The following is a 12,842-nucleotide window of genomic DNA, read 5'->3' as shown; positions in this document are numbered from 1 at the left end:
GTTACTCGGCGGCAGCGGCGGCCGGGGCTTCTTCACCCTCGGCGGCTTCGGCCTCGGCCTCGTCGGCGGCTTCGCCGCGCGGCTCGCTCACGGTGGCGACGGTCTGCTCGCCGTCGGTGAGGATGACGATGCCGTCGGGCACGGTGATCTCGGAGACGAGACGCTGCGAGCCGATGGCCAGGCCCTCGAGGTCGACCTCGATGGACTCGGGGATGTGGGTGGCCTCGGCCTCGACGGACACGGCGGTGAGCTCGTGCACGACCAGGCCGCCCTTCTCGACCTCGCCGGTGAAGGCGAGCGGGATGTCGGTCGTGATCTTCTCGCCGCGGCGGACGATCAGGAGGTCGGCGTGGACGATCTCGTCACGCAGCGGGTCGCGCTGGATGTCCTTGGGGATCACCAGTTCGCGGGTGCCGTCGGTGACCTCGATCGCGATGAGCTGGTTGGCGCCGCCCTTGCGGATGGCCGCGGCGAGCTCGAGCGAGGGAAGGGAGATGTGGAGCGGCTTCTCGCCGTGGCCGTAGACCACCGCGGGAACCTTTCCAGCCCGGCGCGTACGGCGGGCACCGCCCTTCCCGAAGTCAGTGCGAGGCTCGGCGCTGATACGAACTTCGGACACGGAAATACTCCCCTGTTTCTTAAGCAACATTTCATGCGGCGCTCGACGCTCACGTCGGCATTCAGAAGGGCACACGAGCCCTGAAAAGACCTACGCCATTTGCGTCGATTACGGCGCCCTCTGGAGGACACCCTCGCCGTCGGCAACCCCACCAGAGTACTACGCGCATCAGATCAGGCTTGACACGGGCGTCGATATGTGACTTACGAGAGACCGCCGAAGAGGGTGGTGACGGAGCCGTCGTTGAAGACCTCCCAGATGGCCTTCGCGACGAGCGGCGCGATGGACAGGGTGGTGATCTTCTCCAGGTCCTGGGCTTCCTTGGGCAGCGGGAGCGTGTTGGTGACGATGACCTCGGAGACGGGGGCCTTGGCGAGGCGCTCGACGGCGGGGCCGGACATGATCGCGTGGGTGGAGGCGATGACGATGTCCTCGACGCCGGACGCGGCGAGCATCTCGGCGGCGGAGCAGATGGTGCCCGCGGTGTCGATCATGTCGTCGATGAGGAGGCAGGTGCGTCCTTCGACGTCGCCGACGACCTTGTGCGCGACGACCTGGTTGGGCTTGAGCGGGTCGCGGGTCTTGTGCACGAACGCGATGGGGCAGCCGCCGAGGCGGTCGGACCAGCGCTCGGCGAGGCGCACGCGCCCGGTGTCGGGCGAGACGACGGCCATCTGGCGGTCGGCGTACTTCTCCTCGACGTAGCGGGCGAGCGTGCCCATGGCGAAGAGGTGGTCGACGGGGCCGTCGAAGAAGCCCTGGATCTGGGCGGTGTGGAGGTCCACGGTGAGGATGCGGTCGGCGCCGGCGGTCTTGAGCAGGTCGGCCATGAGGCGCGCGGAGATGGGCTCGCGGCCGCGGTGCTTCTTGTCCTGGCGCGCGTACGGGTAGAACGGCAGCACGACGGTGATGCGCTTGGCGGAGCCGCGCTTGAGCGCGTCGATCATGATGAGGGTCTCCATGACCCACTCGTTGATCGGGGCGGGCATGGACTGCACGACGAAGGCGTCGCAGCCGCGGACCGACTCCTGGTAGCGCACGAAGAGCTCGCCGTTGGCGAAGGAGTAGGCGCTCATCGGGGTCGGCGCGACCCCGAGGTGCTTCCCGATCTCCTCAGCCAGCTCCGGGTAGGCGCGCCCGGAGAACAGCATGAGCATCTTGGAGTTGACAGCGGACATGCTCGCCATGACGTGGGCTCCCCCAGTAGGTCGTCTCACCTGAACCTCGACGGTTCCAGTGTCCCCGACCCAGCCCCGAAGCGCGAGGGGACCGGGGGGTTTAGTGTCGCGTCACGCTTCAGACACTCCCGCCTCACCTTTCGCTCGCCTCGCTGCTTTATCGGAGACGGTGCCGGGGCGTTTCTTGGCGACCCAGTCGGTGAGCACGGCCTGGCGGGCGCGGGCGACGCCGAGGTCGCCGGGCTCGACGTCCTTGACGATGGTGGATCCGGCGGCGATGTAGGCGCCGTCGCCGACCGAGACGGGAGCGACGAGCACGGTGTCGCAGCCGATGAAGGCCGCTTCGCCGATCTCGGTGCGGTGCTTGCTGACGCCGTCGTAGTTGGCGGTGATGACGCCGCAGCCGATGTTGGCCTTGGCGCCGACGGTGGCGTCGCCGAGGTAGGCGAGGTGGTTGGCCTTCGCGCCGGGGCCGATCTCGGCGTTCTTGGTCTCGACGAACGCGCCGATCTTGGCGTCCTCGGCGAGCTTGGAGGCCGGGCGCAGGTGCGCGTAGGGGCCGACGTGCGCGTTCTCGCCGATGTGGGACTGGTCGGCGTGGGAGCGGACGACGACGGCGTTCGCGCCGACGATGGTGTCGGTGAGGGTCGTGTCGGGGCCGATCTCGGCGCCGGAGTCGACGGCGGTGGCGCCCTTGAGCTGCACGCCGGGGTGCAGGTGGACGTCGGGGGCGACCTTGGCGGTGGCGTCGATCCAGGTGGTGGCCGGGTCGTCCATGGTCACGCCGGACTTCATCAGCTCGGTGTTGATGCGGCCCTGGAGGATGCGGCGCAGGTCGGCGAGCTGGGCGCGGTCGTTGCAGCCGAGGGTCTCGGTGGGGTCGTCGACGACGACGGCGCCGACGGTGTGGCCGGCTTCGCGCGCGAGCTCGATGATGTCGGTGAGGTAGTACTCGCCCTGGTCGTTGGCGGTGCCGAGGCGCTGGAGCTGCTCGCGCAGGACCTGGGCGTCGAAGGCGTAGGTGCCGGAGTTGATCTCGCGGATGGCGCGCTCTTCGGCGTCGGCGTCGCGGTGCTCGACGTTGCGGAGCACGTTGCCCTCGTTGTCGCGGACGATGCGGCCGAGGCCGGTGGGGTCGTCGACGACGGCGGTGAGGACCGTGACGGCGTTGCCCTTCTTCTCGTGCACCTCGACGAGCTCGGCGATGGAGTCGGCGCGCAGGAGGGGCGCGTCGCCGCAGGCGACCACGATGGTGCCCTTGAGGTCCGGGTTGGCGTCCACGGCGATCGTGACGGCGTGGCCGGTGCCGAGCTGCTGGTCCTGGAAGACCGTGTCGGCTTCGGGGGCGACCTCGGCGAGGTGGGCGCGCACCTGGTCGGCGGCCGCGCCGACGACGACGATCTGGCGGTCGGGCCTGATGGCCTTGACACTGCGGAGGACGTGGCCCACCAGGGAACGGCCGAGCACCTCGTGCAGGACCTTCGGTTTGGTGGACTTCATGCGGGTGCCCAGGCCAGCGGCCAGGATGATCGCCGAACGCTCACTGCTCATGATGGGCCATGGTAGTCGGTGACCCTGACATGAACGGGCCGGGCCGGGAGCGCGCCTCGTCACTGAATCGTTACGAATGGAACGCGTTCTCCATCTCCCTGACACTTGTGCGAGCTGCGTCACTCGTCATATGTTGCTGACAACAACAAACCTCGGAGGTACCTCTCATGCACCTTCTCAGCAGCTCCCGACCGATCCTGGCCGCCGCCGCCGGCGCGGCCCTCGTCCTGACCATGACCGCCTGCGGCGCCGACGAAGGCGGCGGTGGCGGCGACGACAAGCCGTTCATCGGCGTCATCCTCCCCGACTCCGCCTCCTCGGACCGGTGGGAGACCGCCGACCGCAAGTACCTCGAAGCCGCCTTCGACGCCGCCGGCGTCGAGTACGACATCCAGAACGCCCAGGGCAGCCGCGAGGACTTCCAGACCATCGCCGACCAGATGCTCACCAAGGGCGTCAACGTGCTGGTCACCGTGAACCTCGACTCCGGCACCGGCAAGACCGTGATCGAGAAGGCCAAGTCGCAGGGCGTGGCCACCATCGACTACGACCGGCTCACCGAGGACGGCGGCGCCGACTACTACGTGAGCTTCGACAACGAGCAGGTCGGCGTCCTCCAGGGCGAGGGCCTCGTCTCGTGCCTGGAGGGCGCGGAAAAGCCCCTCGTGGCCGAGCTCAACGGCTCCCCCACCGACAACAACGCGACCCTGTTCAAGAACGGCTACGACTCGGTGCTCCAGCCGCTCTACGACGGCGGGACCTTCGAGAAGGGCCCCGACGAGTGGGTGCCCGACTGGGACAACGCGCAGGGCGGCACGCTCTTCGAGCAGATGCTCACCGACACCGGCACCGAGATCGACGGCGTGCTGGCGGCGAACGACGGCCTGGCGCACGCGGTCATCACGGTGCTGGAGCGCAACAACCTCAACGGCACGGTGCCCGTGACCGGGCAGGACGCCACCATCCAGGGCCTGCAGAACATCCTCACCGGCGACCAGTGCATGACCGTGTACAAGGCGATCGAGGAGGAGGCCAACGCGGCCGCCGAACTCGCCGTGGCCCTCGCCAACGGCGAGAAGCCGACCACCGACGCGAGCGTCACCGACCCGGTGAGCGGCGCCGAGGTGCCGTCCGTGCTCCTCGAACCCGTCGGGATCACCATCGAGAACATCCAGCTGGTCGTCGACGACGGCTTCGCCGACCCGGCCGAGCTGTGCGCCGGGGAGTACGCGGCGCTCTGCACCGAGCACGGCATCGGATAGGGGCTGCACGTGCTGCTCGAACTCACCGGACTCTCGAAGCGCTTCGGACCGGTCGAGGTCCTCTCCGACGTCGATCTCGCTATCGACGCCGGAGAGGTCTGCGCGCTGGTCGGCGACAACGGCGCCGGAAAGTCCACACTGGTCAAATGCGTCGCCGGGATCCACGACATCGACGGCGGTTCCATCACCGTGGACGGGGAGTCCCGGACCATCTCGGGGCCGCGTGACGCCGCCGCCCTCGGGATCGAGGTCGTCTACCAGGACCTCGCGCTGTGCGACAACCTCGACGTCGTCGAGAACCTGTTCCTCGGGCGCGAGAAGGTCCGCGGCGTCGTCCTCGACGACGACGCCATGGAGCAGCTCGCCGCAGAGACGCTCTCCTCCCTTGCGGTGCGGACGATCCGCAACCTCAGGCAGCCGGTCGCCAGCCTCTCCGGCGGCCAGCGCCAGACCGTCGCCATCGCCAAAGCCGTGCTGTGGAACTCGCGGCTGGTCATCCTCGACGAGCCCACCGCCGCGCTCGGCGTGGCCCAGACCCGGCAGGTGCTCGAGCTCATCCGGCGCCTCGCCGACCAGGGCCTCGCGGTGCTGTACATCTCCCACAACCTGAACGACGTCTTCGCCGTGGCCGACCGGATCGCCGCCCTCTACCTGGGGCGCATGGCGGCCGTGCTCGACGCCGCCGACGCCACCCAGTCGCAGGTGGTCGAACTCATCACCAGCGGCAGGTCCGGGACCCTCGGGCTCGGCGCCGACACGAATGGAGCCCGGACGTGACCACAGTGGAGACCCGGCCGGAGGCCGGGACCGAACCGGGCGCGGTGCGCGCCGTCGCCGACCACCTGCGCGGGTACTGGGCGGAGGTGCGCTCGGGCGAGGTCGGGGCGCTGCCGGCCGTCGCGGGGATCATCGCGCTGTGCGTGTTCTTCGGGATCTCGCAGCCGGTGTTCCTGTCGGTGGGGAACCTCGCGAACCTGTTCGGGCAGGGCGCGGCCGTCGCCTGCATCGCGATGGGGCTGGTGTTCGTGCTCATCCTCGGCGAGATCGACCTGTCGGCCGGGTTCGCGTCGGGCGTGTGCGCGGCGATCATGGCCGTGATCCTCACCAACTGGGGGATGCCGTGGCCTATCGCGGTCGGCGCGGCCATCGTCACCGGCATGGTGATCGGGCTGCTGCTGGGGACGCTCGTGGTGAAGCTCGGCATCCCCTCGTTCGTGGTGACGCTCGCGGCGTTCCTGGCGTTCCAGGGGATCGTGCTCATGATCCTCGAGGAAGGCAGCAACATCAGCATCAACGACGAGACCGTGAAGGCCGTGGCGGGCGGGAACCTGGAGCGCTGGCAGGGCTGGACGCTGCTGGTGCTGACGATCGGGGCTTACGCTGCGCTGCAGCTGAACCGGTGGCGGCGGCGGGTGGCGCGGTCGCTCGTGCACGAGCCGCTCGCGGTGGTGGCGGCGCGGATCGCGGCGCTCGGGCTGCTCCTGGCGGCCGGGGTGTTCCTGCTCAACCTGGAGCGCTCGGCGAACCCGCAGATCATCTCGCTGACGGGAGTGCCCGTAGTGGTCGTGCTCCTCGGGGCGCTGTTCGCGGTGTGGACGTTCGTGCTGCACCGCACCAGGTTCGGGCGGCACCTCTACGCGGTGGGCGGGAACCGGGAAGCGGCGGTGCGCGCGGGCGTGAACGTCGACCGGGTGCGCATCGCGGCGTTCGTCATCTGCTCGGGCATGGCCGCGATCGGCGGCATCGTCGCCGCGTCGCGCGCGGCCTCGGTGGACCCCAACACGGGAGGGTCCAATGTGCTCCTGCTTTCTGTGGGGGCCGCGGTCATCGGCGGTGCTAGCCTCTTCGGTGGCAAGGGCACGGTGCGGGCGGCCCTGCTGGGAGGAGCGGTGGTGGCGATCATCAACAACGGCATGGGCCTGATGGGCCTGAGCGCCGGCGTGCGGTTCGGCGTGACCGGCGCGGTGCTGCTCCTCGCGGCGGGCGTGGACGCCATGTCGCGCGGCCGGGGCAAGCTCTTCGGCAGGCACTGACCGGTGGCCCTGCCTCCGGCCGCGGAACTGCGGCGGCGCAACCGCGCGGCGCTGCTCGAACAGCTCCACCGGCACGGCCCCCAGACCCGCGCCGCGCTGACGGAATCGTTGGGGCTCAACCGTTCCACGATCGGCGCGCTCGCGACCGACCTGGCCGACTCGGGGCATCTGCAGGAGACGACGGGGCAGTCGACCGGTTCGGCCGGTCGGCCCTCGACGCTCGTGGCGTGCGTCCCGCAGTCGATCACGGTGGCGGTCGTGGAGATCCGCGCCGACCGGCTGCGGTTCGCGCTGGTCGGGCTGGGCGGCGAGGTGCTGGAGCGGTCGGAGACCGCTCTGGGCGAGGGCGACGATCCGATGGCCGCGGCGGCGGCGCTGACCGGTGGGACGGCCGCCGACGCCGAGGAGGCGGTGGCGGCCGTGCCCGGACTCGTCGACGAGGGCGTGGTCGCGCACTCTACGGAGCTGGGCTGGGAGGACCGGGACGCCGCCGCGGAGCTGGCGGCGGCCACGGGCCGGGAGTGGCGGGTCGTTGACACCGCGACGGCGGCGGCGGTCGGCGAGTGGACGCGCGGGGACGCGCACGAGGCCCGGAAGCTGATCTACCTGCACGGCGGCCGGGGCCTGACGGCCGGGCTGGTGATCGAGGGCCGGGCGCAGCGCGGCGGGTCGATCCAGTTGGGGCACATCGTGGTCGAACCGGGCGGGCTGGAGTGCGCGTGCGGGCTGCGGGGGTGCCTGGAGGCCGAGATGGAGGCGTTCGGATTCGCCGACGACATCGAGGACGCGACCCTGGCGGCGGGCATGGGCGACGGCGCGGCCCGGGACCGGCTGCGCCGGTCGGGCCAGGACCTGGGGCGGGCGCTGGGGGCGGTCGTCACCGCGACGGGGCCGGACGAGATCCTGTTCGGCGGCTGGCTGCGGGAGCTGTACCTGTCGGCGGCCGCGCCGGTCCGGTCGGCGCTGGCGGAGACGACGCTGCCGCAGCTGCGTTCGAAGCTGCGGCTGCGGACGCCGGTACTCGGCGACGAGGGCGCGCTCATCGGTGCGGCGGAGACGGGTTTCGAAGCGCTCTTCGAGCGGATGCGTTGACACGTCACCGATCGCATCGACTGCACGAGTAGTACGTGTTCGCACAACTCAATGCCGCTAAGGGAGCAATCGTGGCGAAAGGAGACGGCAAGATGACCGTAACCGGCGACGAAGCCCGGAGGGAGGCGGCACCGTCCGCGACCTCATCGAGGCGGAGGACGACTGAGCGAAGACGGTCTTTTCAGCAGTAGGCGGGGAGGACTACGCCTTCCTGGCTGAGACCGACCGCAACGACTGACCGTATCGCGTCCCGCGCTGCGAGGGTCGGAAAGGATCTGGCTGGCCCGCCAGGACTCGAACCTGAAATGACTGAACCAAAATCAGTAGTGTTGCCAATTACACCACGGGCCATCGCGGGCAGCGCCGTTCAGCGGCCGCGCGCAGCCATTCTAGCAGTCGGGACGCACCCGTTCGCCGCCCTCCGCAGCCGTCCCGCATTCGCGGGCCCCGCCGGGCGCAGGGGCCTCGCGACCCGGCACGGTTTGCGGATTCGCTGGGCCGCAAGCGCCTCGATCGGCCGCGGAGGTCAGGGGTCAGGGGCGCGGCGACCAGAGGTAGGCGGGGGCTTGGGCGCGGGCGTCGAGGAGGAAGTCCGCGCGCCGCAGGGCGTCCGCCGGGTCGAGCTTCTTCTTCTCGAAGGTCATGAGCCACTTGCCTTCGAAGCGCCACGGCATGGCCGAGGCGCGGGGGTCGGCGAGCATCCACTCCATGGTGCGGGCGTGGACCACGTCGAAGGCGAAGCGACGGTCGGCGGACTCGATCCTGAACTTGTCGTTGAACGCCTGGTTCTCGAAGTCGATGTCGTCGCCGAAGCGGCGCGTGCGCCCGGTCTCCTGGCCGATGTCGAGCAGGGGGACCGAAACGGGGAGCGGGACGGCGGCCACCTGGTAGTTGAAGACCTCTTTGCTGTCGCCGCTGCCCATGTGCCGGTACTCGAACAGCAGGACCGGCTCGCCGCGGTGCTCGCCGCGCAGGACGTGGGCGCCCTCGCGGCGCTTGCCGCGGCCCCACGGCTCGGCGGCCGAGAAGTTCGCCAGCGCGCCCTCGCCGCGCCCGTACCGGAAGCCGTGCTGCTTCCCCCAGGCTTTGAACGCCTTGGCGCGCTTGTCTTCGCGCTTGTAGTAGAGGTAGACGTACAGTGCGACGAAGATGATCATCGCCCAGAACATGAAGGGCATCAGGTCTGTCGCTTCGAAGCCTCCGGCGGCCATCGGCTCCTCCTCATTCATATGTCATGTGTGATGTACTACAGCCCCTCCGACGGTCCTACAGTTTCCGCGAAAGGGCTGAACCGGGTGATCCGGACTATTGCGCGGACCACACGTGCTTCGGGACCTGGGCGCGCACGTCGTGGAGGAAGTCCGCGAGGAAGAACACCTCGTTGAGGTTGAGCGGACCGTCCCGGAACGTCATCAGCCACGCCCCCTCGAACCGCCAGCGGATCGTGCGGGCGCGGTGGTCGGCGAGCATCCACTCCATCGTGCGCGGGTGGATCACGTCGTGCGCGAAGCGCGGGCTCGCCGAGACGATCTTGAACAGGTCGTTGAAGGCCTGGTTCTCGAACTCGATGTCGTCGCCGAAGCGGCGCGTCAGCGCGTTCTCGTGCGCGATGTCGAGCGGCGGGCGCGACGCGGGGAGGCTGATCGCGACCACCTGGTGGTCGTGGGTCGTCTCGTTGTCGCCGCTGCCGGTGCGGTACCGGAGCTGGAAGCAGTGCATGTGCTCGCCGCGGTAGGTCCCGCGCAGGACGTCGCGCGCTTCGCGGCCGCTGCCGTAGCTGAACGGCGCGAAGCGGGAGAGGCTCAGGGCGCTCTGGTCGTAGGGCCAGTACTGGAAGCCGTAGTGGGCGGCCCAGGCCGAGAGGCGTGCGACGTGCCGCTCGCGGGCCTTGCGCGAATAGTGGACGGCGAGCCAGACGGCCGCGCCGGGGACGCCGATGCACAGCACCCAGAAGAGCACGACGAGCACGGGGGCGGCGAACTCGGCCACGGTTCCTCCTCTGCGGCGAAGCGACGGGGCCGCGTCCGATGACGCGGCCCCGTCGGCTGCTAGTTGTTCGCCCAGACGTGCCTGGGCACCTGGCCGAGGATGTCGAGCAGGAAGTCCGCGTAGAAGAAGACCTCCTCGAGCTTGATCGCCCCCTGGCGGGAGGTCATGAGCCACGGCCCCTCGAACCGCCACCCGTACGAGCGGGCGCGCTGGTCCTGCAGCATCCACTCCATGGTGCGGGCGTGGATGATGTCGTATGCGAACCGGCGGTTCGGCGACTTGATCCGGAAGTAGTCGTTGAACGCCTGGTTCTCGAAGTCGATGTCCTTCGCGAACCGCTTGGTCAGGAAGTTCTCCTGGCTGATGTCCAGCAGCGGCCGCGAGGTCGGCAGGCCGATCGCGACGACCTGGTAGTTGAACGTCTTGCGCTCCTTGCCGCTGCCAGTGGAGTACTGGTACTGGAAGAAGACGATGTGCACGTTCTTGTACATGCCGCGGAAGACGTCGATGCCCTTGCGCGAGTGCCCCTGGTTGAAGGGGTCCTCAGTGGACAGGGCGATCACCGAGTTGTCGCTGGGCTCGTAGTGGAAGCCGTACTGGGCCGCCCAGGCCCGGTACATCGCGATCTTCTTCTGCCTCGCGCGCCAAGCGAAGTACGCGCCGACGCCGACCACGAGGAGGCAGAGGACCCACGCCCACCAGGGCATGTCGCTACTGCTGCTCGAAGCGAGCAGTGTCTCGTTCACTGGGGTGATTCCTTCTTACGGGCTTTCAGGGCTGCAAATGCGCACGCGCGGCCCGGGAGACGGGACCGCGCGGGCGGGGTGGTTCGCTACCGGCCGTAGGGCTGCTGGCCGTAACCGGGCTGCTGCGGCTGCTGGGGCTGCTGCGGGTAGCCGGGCTGGGGCGCGGGCTGGCCGTAACCGGGCTGCGGGGCGCCGTAGCCGGGCTGGGGCTGCTGCCCGTAGCCGGGCTGCGGGGCGGGCTGGCCGTAACCGGGCTGCTGCGGGGGCTGCTGCTGGTAGCCGACCTGCTGCGGCTGGCCGTACGGCATCTGGCCGGGCGCGGGCTGCGGCGCCATCTGCTGCTGGGCCGGGGGCTGCTGCATGTAGGCGGGCTGGCCCATGTCGCGCATCTTCGGCGCGGTGCGCGCGGCCGGGTTGTCCAGCTCGAAGTACTCTTCGGGCTTGAACCCGCCCATCTTCGCGGAGATCGAACCGGGGAAGACCTGCAGCGCGGTGTTGTACTCGCGCACGTTCGCGTTGTAGAACCGGCGCGGGGCCGCGATGCGGTTCTCGGTCTCGGTGATCTCCTGCTGGAGCTGCAGGAAGTTCTGGTTGGTCTGCAGCGCCGGGTAGGACTCCTGCATGTGGATGACGCCGCGGATGGCGTTCCCGAGCTGGCCCTCGGCCGCACCCTGCTGGCCGTGGCCCGCGTTCGGGTCCTGGCGGGTCTGCATGGCCATCGCACGCGCCTCTGCGACCTGCCGCAGCGTCGCGTTCTCGGAGCCCGCGGCCTGCTGCACGACGTACATCAGGTTGTCCAGCAGGTCGTAGCGGCGCTGGAGCTCGACATCGATCTGCGCCCAAGACTCCTGGGTGATGTTGCGCATTCGCACCAGTTTGTTGCGGCCGCCGAGGGCGGCGAACACCAGGATCAGGCCGATCAGCAACAGGAGGATCAGGATCCAGACGATTGGGTTGCTCATAGAGCGTGAGCTTAGTGCATCTATGCCAACGGGAGGGCACCCCTTCGGGGCCCTCCCGTCGCGTAAGAAGATGGTCGGAATCAGCCCAGGGCGTTCTCGACGACCGCCACGAGCTCGGCCGCGACGCTCTGCGCCACCGGCTCCTCCGAAGCCTCCACCATGACCCGGACCAGCGGCTCAGTTCCGGAGGGGCGCAACAGGACCCGACCGTCCGAGCCGAGCTTCGCCTGCCACAGCGCCACCGCGCTGCGCACGTCCGCATGGTCGATCACGGACTTGTCGGCGACCCGCACGTTGACGAGCACCTGCGGCGCGGGGGTGAACACCGACGCGAGCTCCGCGAGCGACTTCCCCGTCGCCGCCATGCGCGCCAGGAGCAGGATCGCTGTGAGCGTCCCGTCTCCGGTGGTCGCGTAGTCGGAGACGATGATGTGCCCGGACTGCTCGCCGCCGAGCGAGAAGCCGCCCTCGCCGAGCCGCTCCAGCACGTACCGGTCGCCCACGCCCGTGACCTCGAGCTTGATCCCGGCCGAACCCATCGCCTGGTGCAGGCCCAGGTTCGACATCACGGTGGTCACGAGCGTGTCGCCGCGCAGCTGCCCGGCCTCGCGCAGCGCCAGCGCCAGGATCGCCATGATCGCGTCGCCGTCGACGTCGTTGCCGTCCGCGTCCACCGCGAGGCAGCGGTCCGCGTCGCCGTCGAGCGCGATACCGGCGTGCGCGCCGTGCTCGACGACGGCTGCGCGCAGCCCGCCCATGTGGGTGGACCCGCAGTCCTCGTTGATGTTGAGGCCGTCGGGGTCGGCGTTGATGAGCACGACCTCCGCGCCCGCGCGGCGCAGGGCCTCGGGGGCCGCGCCCGTGGCCGCGCCGTTGGCGGGGTCGAGCACGACCTTGATGCCGTTCAGCGGGTGCGGGGAGGCCGCGACCAGGTGCTCGATGTACGACTCGACGGGGTCGACCGAGCGGACGATCCGGCCGACGCCCTCGCCCTGCGGCAGCGGCGACGCGTCGTCCATGGCCGCCTCGATGGCGTCCTCGACCTCGTCGGGGAGCTTGCGGCCGCCGGCCGCGAAGAACTTGATGCCGTTGTCGGGCATGGGGTTGTGCGAGGCCGAGACCATGACGCCGAAGTCGGCGCCGGTCAGGGCCGTGAGGTGGGCGACCGCGGGCGTGGGAAGGATGCCCAGGTCGATGACTTTCACGCCTGCCGCGGCGAGCCCCGCCGCGCTGGCGGCGGCGAGCATCTCGCCGGAGGCGCGGGGGTCGCGGCCGATGACGGCGACGGCGCGCCGGTCGCTCGCGCCGAGGACGCGCGCGGCGGCGATGTTGAGGCGGAGTGCCAGGTCGGGCGTGAGGTCGGCGTTCGCCCGCCCCCGTACGCCGTCGGTGCCGAACAGTCGTGACACG

The 12,842-nt window shown here is 69.9% G+C and carries 12 protein-coding genes and 1 tRNA gene; 4 read left to right on the top strand and 9 right to left on the bottom strand.

Going from position 1 to position 12,842, the window contains the following annotated elements:
* Position 1: 1 nt before the first annotated feature.
* The 3 genes from ACGGCP_RS07925 to glmU all read right to left on the bottom strand — a co-directional run bounded on the left by ACGGCP_RS07925 (position 2) and on the right by glmU (position 3,348).
* The gene (locus ACGGCP_RS07925; RefSeq protein ID WP_392962687.1) at positions 2–619 is read right to left on the bottom strand and encodes a 50S ribosomal protein L25/general stress protein Ctc; all 618 of its coding nucleotides are present in this window, start codon (positions 617–619) and stop codon (positions 2–4) included.
* Between the two features lie 203 nt (positions 620–822).
* Positions 823–1,806 carry a ribose-phosphate diphosphokinase gene (locus tag ACGGCP_RS07920; RefSeq protein ID WP_392962684.1) on the bottom strand — a complete coding sequence of 328 codons (984 nt, stop codon included), beginning with the start codon at positions 1,804–1,806 and terminating at the stop codon, positions 823–825.
* A 102-nt stretch (positions 1,807–1,908) separates the two neighbouring features.
* Positions 1,909–3,348, bottom strand: coding sequence for a bifunctional UDP-N-acetylglucosamine diphosphorylase/glucosamine-1-phosphate N-acetyltransferase GlmU (gene glmU / locus ACGGCP_RS07915; protein ID WP_392962682.1), 1,440 nt, complete (start codon positions 3,346–3,348; stop codon positions 1,909–1,911).
* A 167-nt stretch (positions 3,349–3,515) separates the two neighbouring features.
* Here glmU and ACGGCP_RS07910 point away from each other — a divergent pair, with 167 nt between their 5' ends.
* The 4 genes from ACGGCP_RS07910 to ACGGCP_RS07895 are packed head-to-tail and all read left to right on the top strand — an operon-like array spanning position 3,516 to position 7,735.
* The gene (locus ACGGCP_RS07910) at positions 3,516–4,610 is read left to right on the top strand and encodes a sugar ABC transporter substrate-binding protein (RefSeq protein ID WP_392962679.1); all 1,095 of its coding nucleotides are present in this window, start codon (positions 3,516–3,518) and stop codon (positions 4,608–4,610) included.
* A gap of 9 nt (positions 4,611–4,619) precedes the next feature.
* Positions 4,620–5,387, top strand: a complete 768-nt coding sequence (locus tag ACGGCP_RS07905) for an ATP-binding cassette domain-containing protein (protein ID WP_392962676.1) — start codon at positions 4,620–4,622, stop codon at positions 5,385–5,387.
* Positions 5,384–6,643, top strand: a complete 1,260-nt coding sequence (locus ACGGCP_RS07900) for a sugar ABC transporter permease (protein WP_392962673.1) — start codon at positions 5,384–5,386, stop codon at positions 6,641–6,643. The genes ACGGCP_RS07905 and ACGGCP_RS07900 overlap by 4 nt, the downstream gene beginning before the upstream one ends.
* 3 nt (positions 6,644–6,646) lie before the next feature.
* Entirely contained in the window at positions 6,647–7,735 is a 1,089-nt protein-coding gene (locus ACGGCP_RS07895; RefSeq protein ID WP_392962670.1) for an ROK family protein, read from the top strand.
* A 276-nt stretch (positions 7,736–8,011) separates the two neighbouring features.
* On the opposite strand, the gene ACGGCP_RS07890 is transcribed toward ACGGCP_RS07895, so the two are convergent.
* The 6 genes from ACGGCP_RS07890 to glmM form a co-directional block, all read right to left on the bottom strand.
* Positions 8,012–8,086 (bottom strand) — tRNA-Gln (locus ACGGCP_RS07890).
* A gap of 182 nt (positions 8,087–8,268) precedes the next feature.
* A complete protein-coding gene (locus tag ACGGCP_RS07885) occupies positions 8,269–8,964 on the bottom strand; it encodes a hypothetical protein (RefSeq protein WP_392962667.1) in 696 nt (231 codons plus the stop codon).
* Positions 8,965–9,040: 76 nt separating this feature from the next.
* Complete coding sequence (locus ACGGCP_RS07880; protein WP_392962664.1) at positions 9,041–9,724, bottom strand: hypothetical protein; 684 nt, start codon at positions 9,722–9,724, stop codon at positions 9,041–9,043.
* A 59-nt stretch (positions 9,725–9,783) separates the two neighbouring features.
* Positions 9,784–10,470, bottom strand: coding sequence for a hypothetical protein (locus ACGGCP_RS07875; RefSeq protein WP_392962663.1), 687 nt, complete (start codon positions 10,468–10,470; stop codon positions 9,784–9,786).
* An 86-nt stretch (positions 10,471–10,556) separates the two neighbouring features.
* On the bottom strand, positions 10,557–11,432 hold the full coding sequence (locus ACGGCP_RS07870) for a LemA family protein (protein ID WP_392962660.1): 876 nt from the start codon (positions 11,430–11,432) through the stop codon (positions 10,557–10,559).
* Between the two features lie 80 nt (positions 11,433–11,512).
* Positions 11,513–12,841 carry a phosphoglucosamine mutase gene (glmM, locus tag ACGGCP_RS07865; RefSeq protein ID WP_392962657.1) on the bottom strand — a complete coding sequence of 443 codons (1,329 nt, stop codon included), beginning with the start codon at positions 12,839–12,841 and terminating at the stop codon, positions 11,513–11,515.
* Position 12,842 lies beyond the last annotated feature (1 nt).

It is taken from the genome of Glycomyces sp. NPDC048151 (assembly GCF_043202775.1).
GTDB lineage: Bacteria > Actinomycetota > Actinomycetes > Mycobacteriales > Micromonosporaceae > Glycomyces.
This window is presented reverse-complemented; position numbering and strand designations above follow the sequence as displayed.